Genomic DNA, 25,679 nt, shown 5'->3' on the forward strand with positions numbered 1-25,679 from the left:
GCCCGCCACCCGGCCGATACCCTGGTAGTGGCCGGGGTGCGCTTCATGGGTGAGACCGCCAAGATTCTTTCGCCGGAGAAGCGCGTGCTGATGCCGACCCTGGAGGCGACCTGCTCCCTGGACATCGGCTGTCCGGCCGACGAGTTCGCCGCCTTCTGCGACCAGCACCCCGACCGCACCGTGGTGGTCTATGCCAACACCTCGGCGGCGGTGAAGGCTCGTGCCGACTGGGTGGTGACCTCCTCCATCGCCGTGGAGGTGATCGAGCACCTCCAGGCCCGCGGCGAAAAGATCCTCTGGGCCCCGGACAAGCACCTGGGCGGCTATATCCAGAAGCAGACCGGTGCCGACATGCTGCTGTGGGACGGCGCCTGCATCGTCCACGAGGAGTTCAAGGCCAAGGGGGTCGAGGAGCTCAAGGCGCTCTACCCGGAAGCCGCGGTGCTGGTGCATCCAGAGTCGCCGGCCTCGGTGGTGGAGCTGGCCGACGTGGCGGGCTCCACCTCCCAGTTGATCAAGGCCGCCCAGGCGCTGCCCAACGACAAGCTGATCGTGGCCACCGACCGCGGCATCTTCTTCAAGATGCAGCAGGCGGTCCCCGGCAAGACCCTCTTCGAGGCGCCCACCGCCGGCAACGGCGCCACCTGCCGGAGCTGCGCCCACTGCCCCTGGATGGCCATGAACGCCCTGGACAACCTGACCGAGGCCCTGCGCCACGGCCATGGCGAGATCTTCGTCGACGCCGAGCTTCGCCGGGCGGCGCTCAAGCCCCTGGAGAGGATGCTGAACTTCCAAGCGCCTAGCGCCTAGCGCCCAGCCGGTGCTTGGGATGGAAACCAGGAAACTCTGCCGAATGTGGAAACCGGCAGGGTTTCTTGCTTTCTTCCTTGGCACCTGCCGCCCGTAATTAAGCGGCTGGGCGCTAGGCGCTTGAAGCTGGGCGCTGCCCGAAGGGCGGCGCTAGAACTTCTCCAGCGTCTCCCGGTAGCCGATAAAGGCCTCGCGGCGCTGCTCGATGCGGGCAGTGACCGCGGCGTCGCCCTCCCGTTCGGCCACCTGCCGGGCCACCTCGAGCTGGCGGATGCCTTCGCTGACGCGCCCGGTGAGCTGCAGCTGCTCGGCCCGGGCCAGGTGGCCCCAGGCCTCGCGGCCGCTGCGCCCGGCGGCCTCGGCCAGCAGGGTAAACACCTGCGGGTCCTCGTGGCGCCGCTCGGCGAGATCGCGCAGCACCCGCCACGCCTCATCGGGGTCGCGCTGCAGCAGCGCCTCGCCCAGGGTCAGGGTGGCGGGCAGGTGCCCCGGCATCAACCGCAGCAGCCGCCGGCTGCGCTCGATGGCGTCATCGTAGCGGCCGGCGTCATAGGCCACCTCGGCGGCAGAGGCGGGCAGCAGGCCCAGGTCGGGCTCCTGGCGGGCCAGGGCATCCAGGGCCGAAAGCGCCGTATCGGTGTTGCCTCGGCGCGCCTCCACCAGGGCGTCCAGGTAGCGCCGGGCGGCCGCGGGCACATCGTCCTGGGCGAGGCGCGTCACGGCCTGGGCGGGATCACGTTCGTGGATGGCCAGCAGGGCCCGGGCGCGCACCAGGTGGTACTGGAGGTCGTCGTCACGAGGGTTGGTCACCGAGAGCTGGCGGGCGCGGTCCTGGGTCTCACTGACGCGGGACTCGGTCACCGGATGGGTGAGCAGAAACTCCGGCGGGTTGCCGCCCTGCAGGCTGGCCATACGCTGCATGGCGCGGAACATGCGCACCATGGCCTCCGGGTCATAGCCGGCCTGGGCCATGGCCTGCAGGCCGATGCGGTCGGCCTCCTGCTCGAAGCGCCGCGAGTAGGCCAACTGGTCCTGGATAAAGGCTGCCTGGGAGCCCATGGCCACCCCGATACCGGCGTCGCCCCCGCCGGCGGCGGCGATCAGCATGCCGGCCAGCATGGCGGCCATGGCGGGCACCTGGGTCTGTTCGGCGCGGGCCTGGCCGCGGGCATAGTGGCGCTGGGAGAGGTGGCCGAGCTCGTGGGCCAGCACCGAGACCAGCGCCGCCTCCTCCTCGGCGAAAGCGAACAGCCCGGCATTCACCCCGATGACCCCGCCCGGCACCGCGAAGGCGTTGAGCTGGCGGCTCTCCACCAGGGTGACCAGCGGCTGGCTGCCGCCCAGGCCGCTGTGGGGCAGCAGGCGACCGATCATCGACTCCACGTAGTGCAGGGCGATGGGGTCCTGCCACAGGGGCGCGCGGGCCCGGAACTGGCGCAGCCAGGCCCGACCCAGGCGGAACTCCTCGCCGCTTGCGGCCTGGCTGTCGCCGCTGGCCAGGCTCGGCAGCCCTGCGCCGCTGTCCCACTGGGGCTGGGTCCACTGGGCGGCGGCGGGCAGGGCCAGCGCCAGGCACAGGGCGCCGATGGCGAGTCGGGGAAGACGGCGCGGCATGCTCGGGGTCTCCTGAAGGTGGGCCGGGGTGCCATGGTCTGACATTGATTCGACCGGTAAAGTGCCTTTAAATCCCAAGGGTTTCCGTGCCGCCGCGCGGTTCGCGCCCGGCGGCTACCCAACCCATTGTTCCCGGAGAGATCATGGCTCTGCAACCCGACGACCTGCTCGATGCCCGCGGCCTGCCCTGTCCGCTGCCGCTGCTCAAGGCGAAGCAGGCGCTGGCGCGCCTGGCGCCGGGCCAGCTGCTCGAGGTGATGGCCACCGATGCCGGCTCCTGGCAGGACTTCGAGACCTTCATCAATCAGAGCCACCACGAGATGCCGGCCCGCGAGGAGCGCGGCGACGTCTACCACTACTGGATCCGCAAGGGCGGGGAGGGCTCTTCATGACCCTGCGCTCGGTCTTCAAGGGCTGGATCGATCACTACTTCTCCGATGAGGAGGCGGTGATCCTGCTGGTGGTGCTGGTGCTCGGCTTCGCCGCGGTGATCCTCTTCGGGCGCATGCTGGCGCCCTTCCTGACCTCCCTGGTGATCGCCTTCCTGCTGCAGGGGGCGGTGAGCTGGCTGCAGCGGCGCCACGTGCCGCACCTGCTGGCGGTGAGCCTGGTGTTTCTGGGCTTCATCGGCATGCTGCTGGCGCTGGCCTTCATCCTGATGCCGCTGATCTGGAACCAGCTGGTGGGGCTGGTGCAGGAGACGCCGCGCATGTTCGCCAGCGGCCAGCAGCTGCTCGATGACCTCCAGGAGCGCTACCCGCACCTGATCACCCCCGATCAGATCCAGAACTGGATCGCCGTGGCCGGCCGCGAGATGACCCAATTCGGCCAACGCGCCCTGACCCTGTCGCTGGCCTCGCTGGGCAACGTGCTGTCGCTGATCATCTACCTGGTGCTGGTGCCGATCCTGGTCTTCTTCCTGCTCAAGGATCGCGAGACGCTGGTAGCCTTCACCCTCTCGCTGCTGCCCCAGAAGCGCACCCTGATGACCCGCATCTGGAACGAGATGGATGACCAGATCGCCAACTACGTGCGCGGCAAGTTCATCGAGATCATCATCGTCGGCACCGTCTCCTTCCTCACCTTCGCCTTCTTCGGGCTGCCCTACTCGGCCCTGCTGGCGGTGCTGGTGGGCTTCTCGGTGCTGGTGCCCTACATCGGGGCGGCGGTGGCCACCCTGCCGGTGGCGGCGGTGGCCGGCTTCCACTTCGGTATGACCAGCGAGTTCGCCTACGTGCTGATCGCCTACGGCATCATCCAGGCGCTCGACGGCAACGTGCTGGTGCCGATCCTCTTCTCCGAGGCGGTCAACCTGCATCCGGTGTCGATCATCGTGGCGGTGCTCTTCTTCGGCGGGATCTGGGGGTTCTGGGGGATCTTCTTCGCGATTCCGCTGGCCACCCTGCTCAAGGCGCTGGTCTATGCCTGGCCGCGGGGGATCCAGCAGCACAAGCGCGAGGAGGCGGCCGAGGCCCTGGCCGAGGAGTGAGCGCCCGGCGCGTGCTCACGCCAGGCACTCAGCCGGGCGCGGCTCAGCCGTCATGCAGCGCCTGGGCGGCCTCCAGCACCTCCTGGGCGTGGCCGGGCACCTTGACCCCGCGCCATTCCCGGGCGAGCCTGCCCTCGGCATCGATCAGGAAGGTGCTGCGCTCGATCCCCAGGTGCTCCTTGCCGTAGAGCTTCTTGAGCTTGATGACGTCGAAGATCCCGCACAGCGCCTCGTCCTTGTCGGAGACCAGTTCGAAGTTGAAGCCCTGCTTGGTCTTGAAGTTCTCCTGGGCGCGGATACCGTCCCGGGAGACGCCGAGGATCACGGTGTTGACGGCGTCGAAGGCTTCCTTGCGGTCGCGGAAGTCGCCGCCCTCGGTGGTACAGCCCGGGGTGCTGGCCTTGGGATAGAAGTAGACTACCACCTGCCGGCCCGCGAGCTCGGAGAGGGTCACGGTAGTGTCGCCGGTGGCCGTGGCGGTGAAGTCGGGAACCGGCTGACCGATGCTGACGCTCATGGGAGTCTCCTGAGGGTTGGTTGGAGAGGTTGATTACACGCAAGCGCCGTGGTGCTGTCAAAGTGGCGCGCCTCGCTGTACAGGCTCTGGCCGGCTGAGTACCATTTGACCCTTGATGTGGGCCCCGGGCCCTGTCCCTTCCCGACCCGGCGGCACCGGGCCGAGGCGCAGTTGTCGAATCGAGAGGATTGAGAGGATGATCACTGGCAGTATCGTCGCCCTGGCGACGCCGATGAAGGTCAATGGCGACATCGACTGGGAGGCGCTGCGTCGCCTGGTGAATTTCCACCTCGACAACGGCACCGATGGCATCGTGGCCGCCGGAACCACCGGTGAACCCACCACCATGTCGTTCGCCGAACACTTCGACGTTATTCGCGCCGTGGTGGAGGAGGTTAACGGCCGCATTCCGGTCATCGCCGGCACCGGCGCCAACGCCACCTCCGAGGCCGTGGAGCTGGCCCGCTACGCCAGCGAGGTGGGGGCCGACTACTGCCTGTCAGTCTGTCCCTACTACAACAAGCCGACTCAGGAGGGGCTCTATCGCCACTTCAAGGCGGTGGCCGAGGGCAGCCGGCTGCCGGTGATCCTCTACAACGTGCCGGGTCGTACCGCCTGTGATCTCTACAACGAGACCGTACTGCGCCTGGCCGAGGTGGACAACATCGTCGGCCTCAAGGATGCCACCGGCAACCTGGAGCGCGCCGAGGACCTGATTGCACGCCTCAAGGGCAGTGACTTCATGCTCTATTCCGGCGATGACGGTACTGCCTGCGACTTCATGCTGATGGGCGGCCATGGCGACATCTCGGTGACCGCCAACGTGGCGCCGCGGGCCATGCATGAGCTGTGCGTCGCGGCGGTGGCCGGCGATACCGACCGTGCCCATCAACTCAACACCCGGCTGATGCCGCTGCACACCAACCTTGGGATCGAGTCCAACCCGATCCCGGTCAAGTGGGCGCTCTACCGCATGGGACTGATCGAGCCGGGCATTCGCCTGCCGCTGACCTGGCTCTCGGAGAAGTACCACTCCACGATCAGCGAGGCCCTGCAGCTGGCCGGCGTGATCGAAGACTGATCATTGCTGCGCCGGAACCTGGAGAACTGGATGCAAGGTGGAATGAACTCTGCGCTGAAATGGCTTCCGCTGCTGGTGGCCATCGCCCTGGCGGGCTGCGCCCGCGACAGCGGCTACTATCATGACCGCAATCTCGACTACGCCGAGGCGCGCACCGCCCCGTCGCTGACGCTGCCCGAGACCCGGGACCCTCAGCGCTACCGCGATGCCATGCCGGTGCCCCAGGCGGCCGGCGAGTTCGACCCCCCCGACGGTCGCTTCCGGGCCCCCAGCCCCCAGGCTCTGGGTGCGGGCCGCGCCGTGGAGCGCGAATTTGTCGAGCGCCGCACCATCGGCCGTGATGCCTGGCTGGTGGTGGCCGCCGATCCGGGCAGCGTCTGGCCCCGGCTCGAGGACTTCGCCCGCAGCCGCGGCTTGAGCATCCAGGTCAGCGACTCCTCCCGCGGGGTGATCGAGACTGGCCAGGCGCGGCTCAGCGTGCGCCAGGGCCTGCGCGCCGGCGACAGCGAGGTGCGCTGCGACCAGGCTGGGGCCCCGGTGGGTGCCTGCCTGGACGCCCTGGAAGAGTACTTCGGGGCGTTCAGTGCTACCGCCAGCGCCTCGTCGCTGGCCGCCCAGCGCCTGGCCGGTGACGCGCGCCTGAGCCTCGCTCAGCGTGGCGACGAGTGGCGCGTGGAGATCCCGCTGGACATCGACCGTACCTGGGCCGAGCTCGACCACCAGCTGCGCCAGGACTTTACCGTGGAGGAGCGCCGCGAGCTGCTCGAGAGCGACCCGGCGGGCCATGCGTTCCTGATCAGCTACATGACGGTCACCGAGCGCAACCGTAACCCGCTGCAGATCGTCTTCAGCCCCGATGTGCGCCAGATGCACCAGCAGATCCGCCTGGTGCTGGAGGCGGTCGGGCCCGAGCAGACCGTGCTGCGGGCGGAGAACGCCAGCGAGCGCGGCTTCAGCCCCGAGGATCAGCGCGAGCTGCTCGAGCGGGTGGCGGGCCTGCTGCGCTGATGACGGCGGACGCTGCCCCGCGTCGGGGTCGCCTGCAGTTCGCCTCCCTGGGCAGCGGCAGCAAGGGCAATGCCACCCTGGTCAGCGACGGCGAGACCCACCTGCTGGTGGACTGCGGCTTCGGCCTACGCGAGGCCGAGCGGCGCCTGGCCCGCTTCGGGCTGCACCCGCGCCAGCTCGATGGGCTGCTGGTGAGCCATGAGCACGGCGACCACATCCGCGGGGTGGGGCCCCTGGCGCGCCGCCATGGCGTACCGGTGTGGCTGACCCCCGGTACCTGGGCCTCGGGTCGCCTGGGCGAGCTGCCCGACCGCCGCTGGATCACTCCCCAGGCGCGTTTCGCCGTGAAGGGCCTGACCGTCGACCCGGTGACCGTGCCCCACGACGCCCGGGAGCCGGTGCAGTTTCGCGTCCGCGGCGGTGGGTACAGCCTCGGGGTGCTCACCGACCTGGGCCACCCCACCGAGCATGTGGCCGAGGCCTTCGCCGGCTGCGATGCCTTGGTGCTGGAGTGCAACCACGACGTCCGGATGCTCGCCGAGGGGCCCTATCCGCCGCGGCTCAAGCGGCGAGTTGGCGGTGACTGGGGGCACCTGGCCAACGCCCAGGCGGCGGCGCTGCTTCCCCGGCTTGGCCTGGACCGCCTGCAGCACATCGTCTGCTCGCACCTGTCCGAACACAACAACCGCCCCGAGCTGGCCCGGGAGGCCTTGGTGCCACTGCTCGACGGCGATGAATCTCGGCTGAGGGTCGCCTGCCAGGACGCGGGCCTGGCGTGGCAGTCCCTCGGCTGATCCCACCGACCGTCATCCCTTTCCCTATTCGCTGCTTGCAGCCTCTGGAGGCTCCCATGGAAAAGCGCCAAGAACTCTATGCCGGCAAGGCCAAGTCGGTCTTCGCCACCGATGATCCCGCCCGCGTCATCCTGCAATTCCGCGACGACACCAGCGCCTTCGACGGCGAGCGCATGGAGTCACTGGCGCGCAAGGGGATGGTCAACAACCGCTTCAATGCCTTCATCATGGAGAAGCTGGCCGCGGCGGGCATCCCCACCCACTTCGAGACGCGTCTCTCCGACACCGAGAGCCTGGTCAAGCGCCTCGAGATGATCCCGGTGGAGTGCGTGGTGCGCAACCTCGCCGCCGGTGGCCTGGTCAAGCGCCTCGGCGTCAGCGAGGGGCAGGAGCTCATCCCGCCCACCTTCGAGCTGTTCCTCAAGAACGACGCCCTGCACGACCCGATGATCAACGAGTCCCTGGCCGAGACCTTCGGCTGGGCCACGCCGGCGCAGCTGGCCGAGATGAAGGCGCTCACCTTCAAGGTCAACGAGGTGCTCAAGGCGCTGTTCGCCGACGGCGGCCTGCTGCTGGTGGACTACAAGCTGGAGTTCGGCCTGTTCGAGGGGCGGATCGTGCTGGGCGACGAGTTCTCCCCGGACGGCTGCCGGCTGTGGGACGCCGAGACCCGCGAGAAGCTCGACAAGGACCGCTTCCGCCAGGGCCTGGGCGGCGTGATCGAGGCATATGAGGAGGTCGGCCGCCGGATCGGTGTCGACTTCGACTGAGTCAGGGCTGACGAGGGACCCCAGCGTCATGACAGGAAGGCGGCCCAAGGGCCGCCTTCCTGCGTTCGAAAATGGTGTGTCTGCACTGGCGACGCTACCTTATCCTTTGGTCGCAATTCAGACTCTCGGGCAAATCTGCCGATGCTAGGGTCAAACTCCATCCCGCCGGGCAAGGCCGATCGGCGAGCGACTCCATAGACTCCTCTCCAGATGGCAACCGATTCCGATACGGCCATCCTGGAGGAGTGAATGAACGCTTTCGAGCCAGCCTTGCGGGAGGGGCAGTCGGGCCAGATCGGCCGCCGGCAGCCGCGTGTCGAGGACGATGCTCTGCTGCGTGGGCACGGCCGCTATGCCGACGACCTGGCGGTGGCGCCAGGCACCCTGCATGCCGCCGTGCTGCGTTCACCCCATGCCCATGCCCGGCTGGTCGGCCTGGACGTTTCACCGGCGCTGGCCATGCCTGGCGTGCACGCCGTCCTGACCGGCGAGGATATCAAGCGCTGGGCGCGGCCCTTTCCGGTCGGCGTGCGCCAGCCCATGGAGCATTGGTGCCTGGCAGTCGACAAGGTGCGCTATGTCGGCGAGCCGCTCGCCGTGGTGATGGCCGAGAGCCGCTACCTCGCCGAGGACGCCCTCGACGCCATCCGCGTCGACTACCAGGCGCTGCCCGTCGCGGTGGATACCGAGGCGGCCATCTCAGCCGACGCCCCGCTGCTCCATGAGGAAGTCGGCAGCAACGTGGTCAGCGAACGCCACTTTCGCTATGGCGAGCCCGAGCAGGCCTTCGCCGAGGCCGAGCATCGTGTCGCACTCAAGGTGCGTGTGCCGCGCAGCTCCTGTACGCCGATGGAGTGCTACGTGGTGCTCGCCGAGTATGACCCAGCCAGTGCCAGCTACGATGTGCTGGCCAACTTCCAGGGCCCCTATGCGCTGCATACGGTGATGGCTCGTGCCCTCAAGGTATCCGGCAACCGCTTTCGGCTGCGTACCCCGCCGGATTCCGGTGGCAGCTTCGGCATCAAGCAGGGGGTCTTTCCCTATGTGGTGATGATGGGGTTGGCCGCCCGCAAGGCCGGCGCTCCGGTGAAGTGGGTGGAGGATCGCCTCGAGCACCTGCAGGGGGCTTCCTCGGCCACCAATCGCGTCACCGAGATCGAGGCAGCGGTGACTCGCGATGGGCGAGTCACCGCCCTGCGCTGGGATCAGGTCGACGACTGCGGCGCTTACCTGCGTGCGCCGGAACCGGCCACCTTCTACCGCATGCACGGCAACCTGACCGGTGCTTATGCGATCCGGCATCTTGTTGTGCGCAACCGCGTCGCGCTGACCAACAAGACGCCCACCGGGCTCAACCGCGGCTTCGGTGGCCCCCAGGTGTATTTCGCGCTCGAGCGATTGATGCAGCGGATCGCCGTGGAGCTTGGGCTCGATCCTCTCGAGGTGATCCGTCGCAACCTGGTGCCTACCGGCAGTTTTCCCTACCGGGCCGCCGCCGGTGCGCTGCTCGACTCCGGTGACTATCCCGCTGCAGTAGAGCAGGGCGTTCGCGAAGGGGGACTGGACGAACTGCTGGCGCGTCGTGAGACAGCCCGCCGCGAGGGGCGGCTCTATGGCATCGGCTACACCGTGGCGGTGGAACCCTCGATCTCCAACATGGGGTATATCACCACCGCCATGACACCCGAGGAGCGGCGCAAGGCCGGTCCCAAGAACGGGGCGGTGAGCACCGCCACGATCAGCGTCGGTCCGCTAGGCGACGTCAGCGCCCATGTCTCGTCGACGCCGCAAGGGCAGGGGCATCGCACGGTGGTCGCCCAGGTGATCGCCGAGGTGCTCGGGGTGCCGCTGGAGTCGATCAGCGTCAATGTCGAGCTCGATACCGGCAAGGACGCCTGGTCGATCGCCTCGGGCAACTACTCCAGCCGCTTCTCAGGCGCCGTGGCCGGGGCGGTCTACCAGGCGGCGGTGAAGGTGCGCGATCGCCTGGCCGGCATCGCCGCCGCCCAGTGGCAGGTGGAGGCCACCCGCATCCGCTTCGCCGAGGGGCAGGTGAGGGTGGTCGATAGCGAGTTGACGATGCCCTTTGGCCGCCTGGCGGGCGCTACGCACTGGGCGCCGGGCACACTGCCCGAGGGCGAGCCGGGCGGGTTGCGCGAGACGGCCTTCTGGTCGCCGCCCCAGCTCGAAGCGCCGGACGATGACGATCGTATCAACAGCTCGCTCTGCTATGGCTTCATCTTCGACTACTGCGGGGTGGAGGTCGACCGCATCACCGGCAAGGTGAGGCTCGACCGTTATGTCACCCTGCATGACGCCGGCCGCCTGCTCAATCCCGATCTGGTCGATGGCCAGGTGCGCGGGGCCTTCGCCCAGGGGCTTGGGGCGGCACTGATGGAGGCGTTTGCCTACGGCGACGATGGCAGCTTCCAGTCCGGCACCTTTGCCGACTACCTGGTGCCGACCAGCGTCGAGGTGCCTGAACCACTGATTCTGCACAGGGAGACGCCGTCGCCGTTCACCCCGCTGGGTGCCAAGGGGGTCGGCGAGGGCAACAACATGAGCACCCCGGTGTGCATCGCCAATGCCGTGGCCGACGCGCTGGGCATCGCGGACATCGAGTTGCCGCTGACGCCGTCGAAGGTGCGCACGCTGATCGGTATCGAGGAGCCTGCGCGGCCCCAAGGAGTGGGCGAGGATCAGACGGCTCCCGCAGCCGGTGGCGGCTCGCGGCTCACCGCCAGCGACTCGGTGACGCTGCCGGGCAGCCCCCAGGCGGTCTTCGACACCCTGCTCGATCCCGAGACCCTGCAGGCGATCATCCCTGGCTGCCATGCCCTGGAACTTACCGGCGAGAACGCCTACCGCGCCGATGTCACCGTCGGCGTGGGGATGATCCGCGCGCGCTTCGATGCGCGGGTGGCACTCTCCGACCTCGACCCTCCGCACGGTCTGCGGCTCTCCGGGGCCGGCACCAGCACCATGGGCTCGGCGGAGGGCAGTGCGCAAATTCGGCTGACCGAGATCGAGGGCGGCCAGACACGACTCGACTACGACTACGACGCCGCCGTGGGCGGCAAGGTCGCCTCGGTGGGCGGGCGCATGCTGCAAAGCGCCTCGCGGATGATCATCGGGCAGATTTTCGCGCGCCTGGCCCAGCGCATGGGCGGCGCCGCACCACGGCTGTCGCTGTGGCAGCGCCTCAAGACCCTGTTCGCCGGCCGGGGAGGTCGCTCATGAAACCTGCTGCTTTCGATTATCTGCGCCCCGCGAGCCGTCGCGAGGCCTGCGAGCTGCTTCACGAACATGGGGATGAGGCGCGACTGATCGCGGGTGGGCAGTCGCTGATGGCGGTGCTCAATATGCGCCTGGCCCAGCCCAAGCAACTGATCGATATCGCCGGTATCGAGGATCTGCACTACATCGAGCGTCGTGACGATCATCTGGCGGTGGGTGCCGGGGTGACCCAGGCCGAACTACTCGAGTACCCCGGTCTCGCCGAGGCGGTCCCGTTGCTGGCCCTGGCGATGCCCTGGATCGGCCATTGGCAGACCCGTAACCGCGGCACGGTATGCGGCTCGATCGCCCATGCCGACCCCAGTGCCGAGCTGCCACTGTGTCTGACCATCCTGGGCGGCGAGGTGGTGCTCGAGAACCACCGCGGCAAGGCGCGGCGGGTGGCGGCCCGCGACTTCTTCCAGGGCGTGCTGACCACCGACCGCAGACCCAGCGAACTGATCACCGAAGTGCGCTTCCCGCTGGCGAGGCCGGGCGTGGGGTACCGCTTCCTCGAGGTGGCCATGCGCCATGGCGACTTCGCCATTGTCGCGCTGGCCGCCGTGATCGAGGGCCAACGTATCACCTTCGGGGTCGGCGGGGTCGCCGACCGTCCGGTGAGCATGATCCTGCCCAGCAACCTGCCGCTGGAGGACGCCCTGAATGCCTTTGCCTGGTCGCTGGAGACCGAGGACGACCACCACGCCTCGGCCGCCTATCGGCGCCAGATGATCCGCGAGCTCGGCGGGCAGGTGATCGCCGGAGCGCCAACCGATGAGGAGCCTGCCCATGCACGCCAGAGCTGACCAGCGCATTCGCGTGACCCTGACCCTCAATGGCCGCGAGCGCAGCGGCTACGCCGAGCCCCGTACCCAGCTGTGTGACTTCCTGCGCCACGAGCTGGGGGCCACCGGCACGCACGTGGGCTGTGAGCATGGCGTGTGCGGGGCCTGCACGGTACGCGTCGACGGTCGCGCCAGCCGCAGCTGCCTGATGCTCGCGGTACAGGCCGAGGGTCGGCGGCTCGACACCGTCGAGTCGCTGGCAGGAGAGGAGGGCCTTTCCGATCTGCAACAGGCTTTCCGGCGTCATCACGCCCTGCAGTGCGGCTTCTGCACCGCAGGGATTCTGATGTCCTGCGAGGAGTTCCTGGACCGTGTGGCCGACCCCAGCGAGGCCCAGGTGCGCGACATGCTGTCGGGTCATCTGTGCCGTTGCACCGGCTATACCGGCATGGTCCAGGCGGTACTCGACGTGGCCCGGACGCGCCGCGAGGCGGCCGTGCCTGACAGTCAACAGGAGAACAACGATGTTTGATCTTGGTCGCAGTTTTCTTGCCTCGGTGGAGCGTCGCCCTCGGGCGATCGCCATTTCCGATGGCGAGCTACGCAAGACCTATGCCGAATGGTTCGCCGATATCCAGAGCGTGGCCAGGAGCCTCGAAGCGATGGGCCTGGCCAAGGGAGACCGTCTGCTGGTGGTGATGCAGAACCGCTGGCAGATGGCGACCCTGCACTGGGCCTGCCAATTCGCCGGGATCGTGGTCACCCCCCTCAACTGGCGATCCACGGCCCGGGATCTGAGTTACTGCATCGAGGATGCCGAGGTCAAGGCGCTCGCCTATGACGCTTCGGTGGCCGAAGCGGTGAACGGCTGTCCCGAGGCACAGCGGCTGCCACGCATCACTGCTGGAGGGGTCGAGGACATCGGTGCCCATGACTTCGATGCCCTGCTCGGTGTGGACGGTGAGTTGGTATTGCGTGCCGATGCCGAGGATGTCTCGCTGATGCTCTACACCTCGGGTACCAGCGGCAAGCCCAAAGGCGTGCCACGCCTGCATCGCGCCGAGCGCACCGCAGCGCTGGCCCATGTGGCCCAGAACCTCTATCGCCATGACGAGTGCACCCTGGGGGTGATGCCGCTCTATCACACCATGGGCGTGCGCTCGCTGCTGTCGATGGCACTGATCGATGGCCACTTCGTCTGCGTGCCGAGGTTCGATCCCGCGGCGACGCTCGACGCCATCGAGCGTGAGGGCGTCACCAACCTCTACCTGGTGCCGACCCTCTACCACATGCTCATCGAGCACCCCGAGTTCTCACCGTCACGGGTAGCCAGCGTCGACAAGCTGGGCTTCGCCGGCGCGCCGATGAGTGCGGGGTTGATGGTCCGTGTTCATGAGGCCTTCCAGCCCAGCCTGTTCGTCAACCACTACGGCAGTTCCGAGATCTATACCTTCACCATCGACCAACGGGCCAGTGACAAGCCGGGCTCATCGGGTCGGCCCGCGCTCAACCAACGCATCCGAGTGGTCAGGGTGGGCGCCGAGTCGCCGGACGAGATCCTGGGCGTGGGGGAAGAGGGCGAGATCATCGCCGACATGGCCGGCGACGAGGCCTTCCAAGGCTACTGGCACCGCCCCGATGCCGACCGCAAGGCGCTCAAGGAGGGCTGGTACTTCACCAGCGATACCGGCTACTTCGACGCCGACGGCGACCTGTTCGTCACCGGCCGGGTCGACGACCTGATCATCACCGGCGGCGAGAACGTCAGCCCGGTGGAGATCGAGAATGTGCTCTCGGTGCACCCCCAGGTGGAAGAGGTCGTGGTGGTGGGGCTGGCCGATGAGCAGTGGGGCGAGGTGGTCACCGCCTTCGTCAAGGCCCGACAGGCCCTCGACGAAAGCGAACTCGACCGGCACTGCGTCGATTCCGGGCTGGCCCGCTTCAAGCGCCCGCGGCGCTACGTCTTCGTCGACGAGATTCCCAAGTCCCCCGTGGGCAAGATCCTGCGCCGCGTGCTGCGCGAACAGGATACCCCCAGCGCACAACCCCACTGACCAGCAAACCGACAAGGAACCAAGACATGACTACCACCGACGTGAACACCATCCTGGCCAGCGACTTCGACGGCTTCAGGGTCCAGGTCGATGCCGAGGCCGAGCGTGCCGACATCATCCTCGGCCGTCCGCCGCTCAACGTGATCTCGATGCCCCAGCGCGACGAGCTGCGTCGCGTGTTCGAGGCACTGGACGCCCATGACGGCGTGCGCGTCATCGTGCTGCGCGCCGAGGGCGAACACTTCTCCAGTGGTGGCGACATCAAGGGGTTCCTCGAGGCCTCGCCGGAACATGTCTCGAAACTGGCCGACAACGTGGCCGCCCCGGCGCGTTGCTCGAAGCCGGTGATCGCCGCCAACCGTGGCTACACCTTCGGCGTCGGCTTCGAGTTGTCGCTGGCCTGCGATTTCCGCATCGCCTCCGAGACGACCCGCTATGCCCTGCCGGAGCAGAAACTGGGGCAGATCCCGGGCTCTGGGGGATCGGCCCGCCTGCAGAAGATCATCGGCATCACCCGGACCAAGCATATGGTGATGCGCGCCAAGCGTATCGACGGCGCCCAGGCACTGGCCTGGGGTATCGCCACCGAGTGCGTGCCGGATGACCAGTTGGAGAGTGCCACCCAGACGCTGGTGGATGAGCTGCGCGGCTTCTCGTCGCTCGCCCAGCGCACCGCCAAGCGCCTGATCAACGACAACGAGGATGCTCCACTGTCGGTGGCCATCGAGATGGAAGGCCACTGCTACAGCCGGCTGCGTTCGTCCCGCGACTTCCAGGAGGGTGTCGAGGCCTTCCATGGAAAGCGCAAGGCCGTCTTCACCGGTGAATGATCGGAATCCCATGACATAACAACAACGCCCGGAGAATCCCATGCAAGTACACGACAACAACGGGGTCAGCCCCACGCCGGGCGCAGACGTGAGTGCCAAGCGTCCGCTGCTCAAGGACCTGACCCGGGTCTTCACGGCCAAGTCGATCAGTGCCGGCACCGTCGCGGCGCTGTTCGGCTGCTCGGGGCCGGCGCTGATCGTGATCAGCGCCGCCGAGGCCGGCAACCTGACCAATGGACAGACGGTGGCCTGGCTGTTTGCCATCTACTTCCTGGGTGGGCTGATCAGCCTGATCATGGCCTCGCGCTACCGCATGCCGATCACCGGGGCCTACTCGATCCCGGGGGCGGCGATCATGATCACTGCCCTGGCGACCTTCCCCTTCAGCGAGGCGGTCGGTGCCTTCATCATGAGCGGCGCTATCGTTCTCCTGCTGGGTGTCAGTGGCGTGGTGGGGCGTATCATGCGCTGGCTACCGATGCCGATCGTCATGGCGATGATCGCGGGCGCCTTGATCCGCTTCGGCATCGGGGCAGTGAATGCGGTGGGCGCCGCACCCTGGATTGCCGGTACGGCGGTGGTGGCCTTCTTCCTCAGCTCACGCTTCGTGAAGTCGGTGCCGCCGGTACTGGTGGCCGCCGTGGTGGGGCTCATCGTGGCTTTCGCCATGGGCGCCGTTCAGCCCGCCGAGGTGGACATCGCCTTCGTGGCACCGCAGTTCACCGCGCCGAGCTTCACCCTGGGCGCCTTCCTGGCCATCTCCGTGCCGCTGGCGGCGCTGGTGATCGGGGCCGAGAATGCCCAGGCCACCGGTGTGCTGCTGGCCGAGGAGTACCGTCCGCCGGTCAATGCCATGACCATTGTCAGCGGTATCGGCGGCATGCTCGCGGGACTCCTCGGGGGGCACAATGCCAATATCGCCGGACCGATGACCGCCATCTGCTCCTCGGAGCAGGCCGGTGACGACAAGAGCACCCGTTATGGTGCCACCCTGGTCAATGGGGTGCTGTTCTGTGCCTTCGGCCTGTTCGCCGGGGCTTTGGTACCCTTCATCCTGGCCCTGCCCAGTGCCCTGATCGGCAGTGTGGCCGGGCTGGCGATGATCGGGGTGCTGCTGGCCGCCCTCCAGCATGCCTTTTCGAGCCATCGCGGCCACCAGGTCGGTGCCTTCGTGGCCCTGGTGGTGGCGATGAGCAATATCAGCCTGCTGGGCATCAGCTCGCCGTTCTGGGCACTGGTCTGCGGGATTGCCATCTCCCTGCTGTTGGGCGAGAAGACGCTGGATCCCGACACCGAGACGACCCAGGTAGCCGATTGAACGCGGCTGCACCATCGGTAGCCAAGAGGGGGGAGTGATGCGTGACCTCGATCATCAGGTGATCACCCAGGCGCTGGCCTGGGGCCGCGATGGCCACCCCATCTGGTTGTGCACCGTGCTCTCGACCTATGGCTCGGCACCCCGTGGGCCGGGTGCCATGCTGGTGGCGCGTCGCGGAGGGCAATATGTCGGCTCGCTATCCGGCGGCTGTGTCGAGGAGGCCTTCCTCGAGGAGGTCGTCGCCGGCGACTTCGACCGGCCGGTGACCCTGCGTCGATACGGCGAAAGTCGCGAGGAGAGCCGACGCCTCGCCCTGCCCTGTGGCGGCGTGCTCGAGGTGCTGATCGAGCACCGCGCGCCCGATGCCGCCTGGCTGGCGCATCTCGAGGCGCTGCGCCAGGCCCTGCAGGGACAGCGCCGACTGGTGCGGCGGGTCGATGTCGAGGCCGGTGCCTATCAGGCTCGCGATGATGACGTTGTCGAGGGGCCATGCGTGGTGCGCCGTCCCGCGTCCGTCGACATCCGTATCGGCCCCGTGCTGCGCTTGCTGCTGGCCGGCCTCTCGCCGGTGGCCGAGGCCTGTGCCCACTTCGCCCGGGCGCTGGGTCACGAGGTGATCGTCTGTGACCCCCGCCCGGAGATGCGTGAAGGATTCAGTGTCGACGGGGTGACGGTGGTGCCACAGCTGCCCTCGACCTTTATCGCCGCCGGGGGCTGCCATGCGGCAACTGCGGTGGTGGCCTTGACCCATGATCCGCGCATCGATGATCTGGCGATGATCGAGGCGGTGCGGACCGAGGCCTTCTATATCGGCGTGATGGGGTCGCGCCGGACCTCGGATGCCCGCGCCACACGGCTGCTGCGTTCCGGGGGGCTGTCCCAGGTCGATATCGATCGCCTCCATATGCCGATCGGTCTCGATCTGGGGAGCAAGACCCCAACCGAGATCGCCCTGGCCGTGGTGGCCGATATCGTGCGGGTCTACCACGGGAAAGCCCGCGATGCCCTCTGACGCCGTCGTTGCCCTGGTATTGGCAGCCGGTCGAGCGCGCCGCTTCGGCAACGACAAGCGCCTGGCGCACCTGCCACAGCGTGGGCCGCTGCTGGCCGCCACGCTGGAGACTCTCCGGCCACATTTCGGCGAGATCCGGGTAGTGGTGGGTATCGGGGACGATCCCGTCCATCTGGGTATTGCCAAGGATATTGGCACTATTGTTGCCGAGACGGCAGAACAGGGCATGGGAGCCAGCCTCGCCGCCGGCATCCGCATGCTCAGGGACGAGAGTCAGGCTGCGGCAGTGGCGGTGATGCTGGGCGATATGCCCTGGGTCAGCAGGGAGAGCTTCGCTCTGCTGTGTACCCAGTCGACAGATCAGGCGATTGTGCGGCCCCGCTTTCGGGGGCAGGCGGGGCACCCGGTGCTGTTCGGTCGGCGATTCTGGCCGGATCTGGAGCTTCTCGCCGGTGACCAGGGGGCGCGAACCGTGGTACAGCAGCATCGGGATGCCTGTATCGAGATCGAGGTTCAGGACCCGGGTGTCGTGCGGGATGTGGATCGGCCAGTGGATCTGGTCCGGGCAGAGCTTAATGGCCGCTGAGTGACTCGCCATGCGACTTTGGTCTGACTGTGGCCGGTGCGCGAGTAAGAGATGGTACGCTGGCTACTACCAGCATACCTTACACTTCCACTGACGAGGGCGTCATGTCGAGTGCCCACCGCATCTTGCATGGCGGTTTTGGTCGCGTTGCCCTGCTGGACATGGACGAGTCGCTGGTGCCTCACGCCCATTCCGAATGCCATGTGCTGCTCAAGGTCTCCGGGGAGGATACCTACTTCTCGGTGCGCGATCGCCGGCTACCGCTGACCGACAGGACGGCGGTGCTTATCAACGCCTGGGAGCCGCATTTCTACGATCATCAGAGTGGGGCCGGCGACACCCTGATCCTGGCGCTCTACATCGAGCCGAGCTGGCTGGCGGCCTTGCAGCGTGGACTGGCGCTGAGTGGCCGACCCGACTTCTTCTCCACCCCCTGCATCGAACTCACCCCCCGCATGCGACATCATGCCGACCTGCTGATCGACGCCATGCTCTCTTTCGGGCTGGTACCTCAGGACAGGCTGGAAGAGCTGCTTTTTGATTTGCTGATCGGGATCACCGAGAAACACTCGGACTGGCGCCACCTGGCCAGGCTGCGGGTCGGGGCGGTCAGCGATTTCTACGATGCCCGCATTCGCCAGGCGAGCCAGTTCATTCTCGACCATCCCCAGGGGGAACTGGACATGGAAGGCATCGCCCGCCAGTGCGGCCTTTCCCGGGCGCATTTCTTTACCCTGTTCAAGAAGAACACCGGCATGACACCGCAGATGTTCGCCAATATCGGCAAGATGCAGATGGCGTTCCGCTACCTGTCCGACAGCCGCAGCGGTACCCTCGGCAACCTGTCGGAATCGTTGGGCTTTTCCGAGCAGGGCCATTTCACCCGCTTCTTCCGGCGCCATATCGGCGCCTCGCCCAGCCAGTACCAGAAGGTGATCGATAACTACGCTTCCCAGGTGTCATGAGGCGATAAGGCGGCGGGAGCCTCGGCAAGTTGCCTGCTATTCGGCATCTAGCACTTCGATCACTCGCAGGTGCATACCGTCACGCACATTGGCGAAGACCCGAAAGCGCACGTCCACGTCGCGCAGCCGTACGCCATAGATCCGGTCATGATCGCCGCCCAGCGTGCGCCGGTGATAGGCGGGACGCGGGTCTTGGGCCAGCACCTGGCGGATCAGCGCGCGCAGCGACTCGCCGTCGGCACGACCGGTCAGCGCCGCCTCGACCTCGGGGGTGAAGTCGACCGGCAGCCGGGGCGGGGCCTCGGGGGCGAAGCCGGCCCGTGCCTCGGGCCGCGCCTCGGCCCAGGGGAGGTAGGGCTTGATGTCGAGCACCGGGGTGCCGCTGACCAGGTCAGCGCCACCCAGTACCAGGCGCACGCCGCGGCGGGTGTCGATCTCGACGAGTTCCACCAGCGATAGCCCCAGGCGATTGGGACGGTGGGTGCTGCGGCTGGCGAAGACCCCGACCCTGGCATTGCCGCCCAGCCGCGGCGGGCGCACCAGGGGCGTCCAGTCTCCCGGACCGGCCGGCTCGGGACTAAGATGGAAGATGAAGGTGAGCCACAGATGGCTGAAGGCCTCGAGGCCGCGCACCGCCAGGGGGTCATCGTAGGGCGGGACGAGGCGCAGGCTGGCCCGGGCGGCCGAGGCGAGTCCCGGCTGGCGGGGAATGCCGAACTTGTCGGGATAGTCGCTCTCGATGATGCCGATCGGCGACAGGGTAAAGGCGGGGGGAGGGGGCGTCTCGGTCATGGGCGGATTATGCCCGCCCCGAGGCCCCGCGGCGAGGGGATTGGCGCCCGCGGCCGGCTTGTGTAGTCTCCCGGCTACAGTCAGGTTTCGACAGGACCGCCATGAGCCAGACAGCCAGTGCCTCCACGACCGGAGGGGGGGCGACCCCGGGGCCGCGGATTCGCTACCGCCAGGCCCGCTCCCGAGATGCCGCCGACCAGGCGGAGGTCTTTCACCACGCCGTGATGCAGGGGGCCATGGCGCGCTATAGCCTCGCCGAGCGCGAGGCCTGGGCCTCGGCCCTGCCGCGGGATGCCTGCGCCTGGGCCGCCCGTCAGGCCCTGCACACCACCCTGGTGGCCGACTGCGACGGACGCTGCGTGGGCTTCCTGGAGATGGACCTGCCCCGGGGGCGGATCGTCACCCTCTACGTCTGGCCGTCGCTGTCGCGACGCGGCATCGGCTCGACGCTGTTGATTCATGCCGAACGCCTGTTGATGGAGCACGGCCACGCCCGGGCCAGTATCGAAGCGAGCCTGATGCTGGCGGAGAGCCTGGTCCGGCGTGGCTGGCAGGAGATTGCCGAGGAGTGGGTGGAGCGCGACGGCGAGCGGCTGTGTCGAAAGAGGCTGGAGAAACGCCTCATCGCCGTGGAGACCTGATGCCTCTCAATCGATCAGACGCATCGACAGGTCGATGGCCTTGACGTCCTTGGTCAGGGCGCCACTGGAGATGCAATCCACCCCGGTATCGGCGATGCCGCGCAGGGTGGTGTCGTCGACGTTCCCCGAGGCCTCGAGCACGGCCCGCCCGGCGGTGCGCTTCACGGCCTCGCGCATGTCGTCGAGGCCGAAGTTATCCAGCATGATGATGTCGGCCCTCGCCGTCAGCGCCTGCTCCAGCTCCGCGAAGGTCTCCACCTCCACCTCCACCGGCGCCTCGGGCGCGATGCCGCGCGCCGCCTCGACCGCCGCTTCGATGCCGCCGCAGGCAGCGATATGGTTCTCCTTGATCAGGAAGGCGTCCCACAGGCCGATGCGGTGGTTGTGCCCCCCACCGCAGGTCACCGCGTACTTCTGGGCCAGGCGCATCCCTGGCAGGGTCTTGCGGGTATCCAGCAGGCGCACGCCGGTGCCCTCGATCAGGTCCACAAAGTGGCGGGTGCGGGTGGCGGTGGCGGAGAGGGTCTGCAGCAGGTTCAGCGCCGCCCGCTCGCCGGTCAGCAGGCTGCGGGCGGGGCCCTCCAGCTCCAGGAAGGCCTGGCCGGCCTTGAGGCGGTCGCCGTCGCTGGCGCTCCAGCACAGGGTCACGGTGGCGTCCAGCCGGCGGAACAGCTCCTCGACCCAGGCCACGCCACACAGCACGCAGGCCTCGCGGGTGATCACCCGGGCCCGGGCTTGCTGCTCGACCGGGATCAACTGGGCGGTGATGTCGCCGGAACCCACGTCCTCGGCCAGCAGGCGGGCGGCGGCGTCGCGGATCTCTTCGGCAAGGGCGTCCTGGTAGTCCATGCGGGCGTCTCTCGGATTGGGCCGCGGCGGGGCGGCTGGGCAGATGGCGTCGGGGCGGCCATTATAGGGAATCCAGTGGGCAGGCGTCAGGGGGAAAGGATGGACGATGGAGTGCCGCGCATCGACGCGGCGGGCTGGCTCGAGACGGCGCGGCGAGTGCCCTCGCCCAACTGCGATGAGCGGCCGGAAGGCGAGGTCTCGCTGCTGCTGCTGCACGCCATCAGCCTGCCGCCTGGGCAGTTCGGCGGCGAGCATATCGAGAGACTCTTCACCAACCGCCTGGATCCCGACGCCCACCCCTACTTCGCCGAGATCGCCCAGCTGCGGGTCTCGGCCCACCTGCTGATCTGCCGCGACGGCGAGTGCGTGCAGTTCGTGCCCTTCCAGCGTCGCGCCTGGCATGCCGGCCGCTCCCGCTGGCGCGATGGCGAGAGGGAGCGCTCGGCGCTCAACGACTTCGCCATCGGCATCGAGCTCGAGGGCGACGAGGTCTCCCCCTACGCCCTGGCCCAGTACCGCTCCCTGGCCCGGGTCACCGCCGCCCTGCTGGCCGACTACCCGGCGCTGGACGGGACGCGCATCACCAGCCACGCGCGGGTGGCGCCACTGCGCAAGTCCGACCCCGGCCCCGCCTTCGACTGGGCCTTCTTCAGGCAGCAGCTGCGGCGGGGAAGCGGGAAAAACACGGAAAGCAACGAACATTCAGGAGTCTGATTCGCGAGGTCGACAGATTTTCAAGGTGTCGATATTCATACGGTAGTTTAGCTACAACCCTTTGACCTAGGTTGAGTCCCGAGGTGGGATTCGGGCCTAATGCCTTGTGTTTCGGTGCAATGTATTTATATGGAAACTATTTCCATCATTCCTTGAATTGGCAGAAGAGGGCATTTACGGTATCTTCCCTTCGCGCCAACGGCCGATTGATTGCGTCGCCTTGTAAAAATACTACACAACCCCCGGCATGTGGCGTGTAGGCCTCTCCACAAGAGAGGGCACCCTGCTACCTGTACCGCGGGACACACGACACCACATCGTCATTCGGAGAGACGTTATATGAGTCTGGATGCAAGAGAAGATCACGATTCGATCGAGACCACGGAATGGCTGGAATCCCTGGAATCGGTGCTGGATCGCGAGGGCGAGGAGCGCGCCCGGTACCTGCTGACCCGCCTGGCGGATCGCCTGCGCCGCGACGGGACCCAGGCGCCCTTCTCGGCCACGACCCCGCATCGCAACACCATTCCGGTGCACCGCGAGGCGCCGATGCCCGGGGACCTCTTCATGGAGCGCCGCATCCGCTCCCTGATCCGCTACAACGCCATTGCCCAGGTGATCCGCAACAACCGCGCGAACCCGGGGCTGGGTGGCCACATCGCCAGTTTCATGTCGGCGGCGACGCTCTATGACGTCGGATTCAACCACTTCTTCCGCGCGCCCAACGGTGATTTCGAGGGCGACCTGGTCTATATCCAGGGCCACGTGGCGCCGGGCATCTACGCCCGTGCCTACCTGGAAGGGCGCCTGACCGAAGCGCAGATGGACAAGTATCGCCAGGAGGTGGACGGCGACGGCCTGTCCTCCTATCCGCATCCCTGGCTGATGCCGGACTTCTGGCAGTTCCCCACCGTCTCCATGGGGCTCGGTCCCATCCAGGCCATCTACCAGGCCCACGTGATGAAGTACCTGCACTCACGTGAAATGAAGAACATGCATGATCGCAAGATCTGGTGCTTCATGGGCGACGGCGAGTGCGACGAGCCTGAGTCCCTGGGTGCCATCCACCTGGCGAGCCGCGAGAAGCTCGACAACCTGATCTTCGTGATCAACTGCAACCTGCAGCGTCTCGACGGTCCGGTGCGCGGCAATTCGCGCATCATGGACGAGCTCGAGGGCGTGTTCCGCGGTGCCGGCTGGAACGTCCTCAAGGTTGCCTGGGGCCGCCTGTGGGACCCGCTGTTCGAGAAGGACAAGAAGGGTATCCTGCAGAAGCGCATGGACGAGGCGGTCGACGGCGAGTACCAGAACTACAAGGCCAACGGTGGCGCCTATACCCGCGAGCACTTCTTCGGCAAGTATCCCGAGACCGCCGAGATGGTCAAGGATCTGTCCGACGAGGACATCTGGAAGCTCAACCGCGGCGGTCACGACCCGTTCAAGGTCTATGCGGCCTACCATGAGGCGACCAACAACGCCAACGGTCGCCCCACCGTGATCCTGGCGCACACCGTCAAGGGCTACGGCATGGGCAGCGGCGACGGCGAGGCGGCCAACGAGGCCCACCAGGTCAAGAGCATGGAGTACGAGGCGCTGCGGACATTCCGCGATCGCTTCGGCATCCCGCTCACCGACGAGCAGCTCAAGGACGTGCCCTACTACAAGCCGGAGGACGACTCCCCCGAGCTCAAGTACATGCACCTGCAGCGCGAGCGCCTGGGTGGCTACCTGCCCCAGCGCCGCAGCGACTTCGAGGCCCTGCCAATCCCCGATCTCGACGACAAGAGCTTCGCCTCCCAGCTGGGTGGCTCCAAGGGCCGCGAGATCTCCACGACCATGGCCTTCGTGCGAGTCCTCAACGGCCTGGTGAAGGACAAGCAGATCGGCAAGCAGGTGGTGCCCATCATCCCCGATGAGGCGCGCACCTTCGGCATGGAGGGGATGTTCCGCCAGCTCGGCATCTACACCTCCGAGGGTCAGAAGTACGAGCCCGTCGACAAGGGCCAGATCATGTTCTACCGCGAGGACAAGCAGGGCCAGATCCTCGAGGAGGGCATCTCCGAGGCCGGCGCCATGTCCGCATGGATGGCCGCCGCCACCTCCTACAGCAACCACAACCTGCCGCTGCTGCCGTTCTACGTCTACTACTCGATGTTCGGCTTCCAGCGCATCGGCGATCTGGCCTGGGCGGCCGGGGACCTGCAGGCACGAGGTTTCCTGGTCGGCGGTACCGCTGGGCGCACCACCCTGAACGGCGAGGGCCTGCAGCACCAGGATGGCCACAGCCACCTGCAGGCGGCGATGATTCCCAACTGCCGCAGCTACGATCCCACCTACGCCCATGAGGTGGCGGTGATCGTTCAGGACGGCCTTAAGCGGATGTTCGTCGACAAGGAGCCCTGCTTCTACTACCTGACGGTGATGAACGAGAACTACGAGCACCCCGAGCTCGAGACGGTGCCCGCCGATGACATCGTCAAGGGCATGTACCTGCTGCGCGAGACCGAGGGCAAGAAGGGACGCGTCCAGCTGCTGGGCAGCGGCACTATCCTGCGCGAGGTCGAGGCGGCCGCCGAGCTGCTGCGTAACGACTGGGGCGTGGGTGCCGACATCTGGAGCGTCACCAGTTTCAACGAGCTGCGCCGCGAGGCGCTGACCCTGGACCGCGAGGCCTTCCTCGACCCCGAGGCGCAGCCGGGCAAGCCCCACGTCACTCGCTGCCTGGAGGGACGCGAGGGACCGGTGGTCGCCTCCACCGACTACATGCGCCTCTTCGCCGACCAGGTGCGCGCCTGGGTGCCGACCGACTACCACGTACTGGGTACCGATGGCTTTGGCCGTTCCGACACCCGCGAGAAGCTGCGCCACTTCTTCGAGGTCGACCGCCATTTCGTGACCGTGGCCGCTCTCAAGGCCCTGGCCGAGCGCGGCGAGCTGGATCGCAAAGTGGTGGGCGAGGCCCTCAAGAAGTATGGCATCGACCCGGCCAAGCCCAACCCGCTGACCGACTGATCCGCCCAGCGGCGGGCCCCGGGCCCGCCCGTTCCAGGCATGAGTTTGAAGGAGCGCGACCTTGAGTAGCGAAATCATCAAAGTTCCCGACATCGGCGGCAGCGAGGATGTCGAAATCATCGAGATTGCGGTGTCCGAAGGTGATGTGATCGAGGCCGAGGACACCCTGATCACGCTGGAGTCCGACAAGGCCAGCATGGACGTCCCGTCCCCCCGGGGCGGCAAGGTGGTCAAGGTGCTGGTGAAGGAGGGCGACACTGTCTCCGAAGGTGACGATATCGTCGAGTTGGCGGTCGAGGGCGGCGACGACGCCGAGCCGTCGGCCGAGCAGAAGGCCGAGCAGAAGGCTGAGCCAGCACCCGGCAAGGCACCCGAGCCCGCCGCGCAGAAGCCGGCGGCCAAGGCCGGCGGCGGTAGCAAGCGCACCGTGGAGATCAAGGTGCCCGACCTGGGTGGTTCCAGCGACGAGGTCGAGGAAGAGGCGACCCTGATCACCCTGGAGTCCGACAAGGCTTCCATGGACGTGCCGAGCCCCCATGCCGGCAAGCTGTTGTCGCTGGCCGTCAAGGAGGGCGACACCGTCTCCGAGGGCGATGTCATCGGCACCATGGAGATCGGTGATGGGGAAGCCGGCGAGGGGAGCGACGATGCCGAGCCGGCCGCCGCGGAGCCCGAAGCCGCCGCCGAACCCGCGGAAGCGCAGGAAGCGGCCGCCTCCGGCGAGCCCGAGCGCCGCGAGATCCGCGTGCCGGACCTCTCCGG

At 67.4% G+C, this 25,679-nt stretch carries 24 protein-coding genes; 20 read left to right on the forward strand and 4 right to left on the reverse strand.

Translation table 11 applies throughout. The annotated features are described in order from the left end of the window. Positions 1–810 (forward strand): quinolinate synthase NadA (gene nadA / locus J5F18_RS05595; protein WP_346301334.1); only part of this gene is annotated, 810 nt, incomplete at its 5' end. Between the two features lie 150 nt (positions 811–960). On the opposite strand, the gene J5F18_RS05600 is transcribed toward nadA, so the two are convergent. Next, on the reverse strand, positions 961–2,424 hold the full coding sequence (locus J5F18_RS05600; RefSeq protein WP_346301335.1) for a M48 family metalloprotease: 1,464 nt from the start codon (positions 2,422–2,424) through the stop codon (positions 961–963). Positions 2,425–2,567: 143 nt separating this feature from the next. On the opposite strand from J5F18_RS05600, the gene J5F18_RS05605 reads away from it, so the two are divergent. Both J5F18_RS05605 and J5F18_RS05610 read left to right on the forward strand, forming a co-directional pair. After that, entirely contained in the window at positions 2,568–2,816 is a 249-nt protein-coding gene (locus tag J5F18_RS05605; RefSeq protein ID WP_346301336.1) for a sulfurtransferase TusA family protein, read from the forward strand. Then, positions 2,813–3,913, forward strand: coding sequence for an AI-2E family transporter (locus J5F18_RS05610; RefSeq protein WP_346301337.1), 1,101 nt, complete (start codon positions 2,813–2,815; stop codon positions 3,911–3,913). Before J5F18_RS05605 ends, J5F18_RS05610 begins: the two co-directional genes overlap by 4 nt. A gap of 43 nt (positions 3,914–3,956) precedes the next feature. Here the strand turns inward: J5F18_RS05610 and J5F18_RS05615 are convergent, their stop codons facing one another. Next, entirely contained in the window at positions 3,957–4,430 is a 474-nt protein-coding gene (locus J5F18_RS05615; protein ID WP_346301338.1) for a peroxiredoxin, read from the reverse strand. A gap of 196 nt (positions 4,431–4,626) precedes the next feature. Here J5F18_RS05615 and dapA point away from each other — a divergent pair, with 196 nt between their 5' ends. The 13 genes from dapA (at position 4,627) to J5F18_RS05680 (ending at position 18,909) form a co-directional block, all read left to right on the forward strand. Further along, complete coding sequence (gene dapA / locus J5F18_RS05620) at positions 4,627–5,511, forward strand: 4-hydroxy-tetrahydrodipicolinate synthase (RefSeq protein WP_346301339.1); 885 nt, start codon at positions 4,627–4,629, stop codon at positions 5,509–5,511. Between the two features lie 42 nt (positions 5,512–5,553). After that, positions 5,554–6,519 (forward strand): lipoprotein, NlpB, encoded by a 966-nt coding sequence (locus J5F18_RS05625; protein ID WP_346301340.1) that lies wholly within the window; start codon positions 5,554–5,556, stop codon positions 6,517–6,519. Further along, the gene (locus tag J5F18_RS05630) at positions 6,519–7,313 is read left to right on the forward strand and encodes an MBL fold metallo-hydrolase (RefSeq protein ID WP_346301341.1); all 795 of its coding nucleotides are present in this window, start codon (positions 6,519–6,521) and stop codon (positions 7,311–7,313) included. Before J5F18_RS05625 ends, J5F18_RS05630 begins: the two co-directional genes overlap by 1 nt. 56 nt (positions 7,314–7,369) lie before the next feature. After that, positions 7,370–8,083 carry a phosphoribosylaminoimidazolesuccinocarboxamide synthase gene (gene purC / locus J5F18_RS05635; RefSeq protein ID WP_346301342.1) on the forward strand — a complete coding sequence of 238 codons (714 nt, stop codon included), beginning with the start codon at positions 7,370–7,372 and terminating at the stop codon, positions 8,081–8,083. A gap of 249 nt (positions 8,084–8,332) precedes the next feature. After that, positions 8,333–11,323: a molybdopterin cofactor-binding domain-containing protein gene (locus J5F18_RS05640; protein ID WP_346301343.1), complete on the forward strand. Its 2,991-nt coding sequence runs from the start codon at positions 8,333–8,335 to the stop codon at positions 11,321–11,323. Then, positions 11,320–12,165: an FAD binding domain-containing protein gene (locus tag J5F18_RS05645; RefSeq protein WP_346301344.1), complete on the forward strand. Its 846-nt coding sequence runs from the start codon at positions 11,320–11,322 to the stop codon at positions 12,163–12,165. Before J5F18_RS05640 ends, J5F18_RS05645 begins: the two co-directional genes overlap by 4 nt. Beyond that, complete coding sequence (locus J5F18_RS05650; RefSeq protein WP_346301345.1) at positions 12,149–12,676, forward strand: (2Fe-2S)-binding protein; 528 nt, start codon at positions 12,149–12,151, stop codon at positions 12,674–12,676. Before J5F18_RS05645 ends, J5F18_RS05650 begins: the two co-directional genes overlap by 17 nt. Next, the gene (locus J5F18_RS05655; protein WP_346301346.1) at positions 12,669–14,198 is read left to right on the forward strand and encodes an AMP-binding protein; all 1,530 of its coding nucleotides are present in this window, start codon (positions 12,669–12,671) and stop codon (positions 14,196–14,198) included. The genes J5F18_RS05650 and J5F18_RS05655 overlap by 8 nt, the downstream gene beginning before the upstream one ends. A 26-nt stretch (positions 14,199–14,224) precedes the next feature. Beyond that, positions 14,225–15,028 (forward strand): enoyl-CoA hydratase/isomerase family protein, encoded by an 804-nt coding sequence (locus J5F18_RS05660; RefSeq protein WP_346301347.1) that lies wholly within the window; start codon positions 14,225–14,227, stop codon positions 15,026–15,028. A 40-nt stretch (positions 15,029–15,068) separates the two neighbouring features. Next, the gene (locus J5F18_RS05665; protein WP_346301348.1) at positions 15,069–16,346 is read left to right on the forward strand and encodes a benzoate/H(+) symporter BenE family transporter; all 1,278 of its coding nucleotides are present in this window, start codon (positions 15,069–15,071) and stop codon (positions 16,344–16,346) included. 37 nt (positions 16,347–16,383) lie between these two features. Continuing rightward, complete coding sequence (locus tag J5F18_RS05670; protein WP_346301349.1) at positions 16,384–17,358, forward strand: XdhC family protein; 975 nt, start codon at positions 16,384–16,386, stop codon at positions 17,356–17,358. After that, the gene (locus J5F18_RS05675) at positions 17,348–17,944 is read left to right on the forward strand and encodes a nucleotidyltransferase family protein (RefSeq protein ID WP_346301350.1); all 597 of its coding nucleotides are present in this window, start codon (positions 17,348–17,350) and stop codon (positions 17,942–17,944) included. Before J5F18_RS05670 ends, J5F18_RS05675 begins: the two co-directional genes overlap by 11 nt. 104 nt (positions 17,945–18,048) lie before the next feature. Continuing rightward, the gene (locus tag J5F18_RS05680; protein WP_346301351.1) at positions 18,049–18,909 is read left to right on the forward strand and encodes an AraC family transcriptional regulator; all 861 of its coding nucleotides are present in this window, start codon (positions 18,049–18,051) and stop codon (positions 18,907–18,909) included. A 36-nt stretch (positions 18,910–18,945) separates the two neighbouring features. On the opposite strand, the gene tsaA is transcribed toward J5F18_RS05680, so the two are convergent. Further along, complete coding sequence (tsaA, locus tag J5F18_RS05685; protein ID WP_346301352.1) at positions 18,946–19,701, reverse strand: tRNA (N6-threonylcarbamoyladenosine(37)-N6)-methyltransferase TrmO; 756 nt, start codon at positions 19,699–19,701, stop codon at positions 18,946–18,948. Positions 19,702–19,802: 101 nt separating this feature from the next. Between tsaA and J5F18_RS05690 the strand changes: the two genes are divergently transcribed. After that, positions 19,803–20,342: a GNAT family N-acetyltransferase gene (locus tag J5F18_RS05690; protein WP_346301353.1), complete on the forward strand. Its 540-nt coding sequence runs from the start codon at positions 19,803–19,805 to the stop codon at positions 20,340–20,342. A gap of 6 nt (positions 20,343–20,348) precedes the next feature. Here the strand turns inward: J5F18_RS05690 and nadC are convergent, their stop codons facing one another. Continuing rightward, positions 20,349–21,191, reverse strand: coding sequence for a carboxylating nicotinate-nucleotide diphosphorylase (nadC, locus tag J5F18_RS05695; RefSeq protein ID WP_346301354.1), 843 nt, complete (start codon positions 21,189–21,191; stop codon positions 20,349–20,351). Positions 21,192–21,290: 99 nt separating this feature from the next. On the opposite strand from nadC, the gene ampD reads away from it, so the two are divergent. The 3 genes from ampD to J5F18_RS05710 all read left to right on the forward strand — a co-directional run. Next, positions 21,291–21,905, forward strand: coding sequence for a 1,6-anhydro-N-acetylmuramyl-L-alanine amidase AmpD (gene ampD / locus J5F18_RS05700; protein WP_346301355.1), 615 nt, complete (start codon positions 21,291–21,293; stop codon positions 21,903–21,905). Positions 21,906–22,244: 339 nt separating this feature from the next. After that, positions 22,245–24,917, forward strand: coding sequence for a pyruvate dehydrogenase (acetyl-transferring), homodimeric type (gene aceE, locus J5F18_RS05705; RefSeq protein ID WP_346301356.1), 2,673 nt, complete (start codon positions 22,245–22,247; stop codon positions 24,915–24,917). A gap of 61 nt (positions 24,918–24,978) precedes the next feature. Beyond that, positions 24,979–25,679 (forward strand): biotin/lipoyl-containing protein (locus J5F18_RS05710; protein ID WP_346301357.1); only part of this gene is annotated, 701 nt, incomplete at its 3' end.

It is taken from the genome of Halomonas sp. BM-2019 (assembly GCF_017584085.1).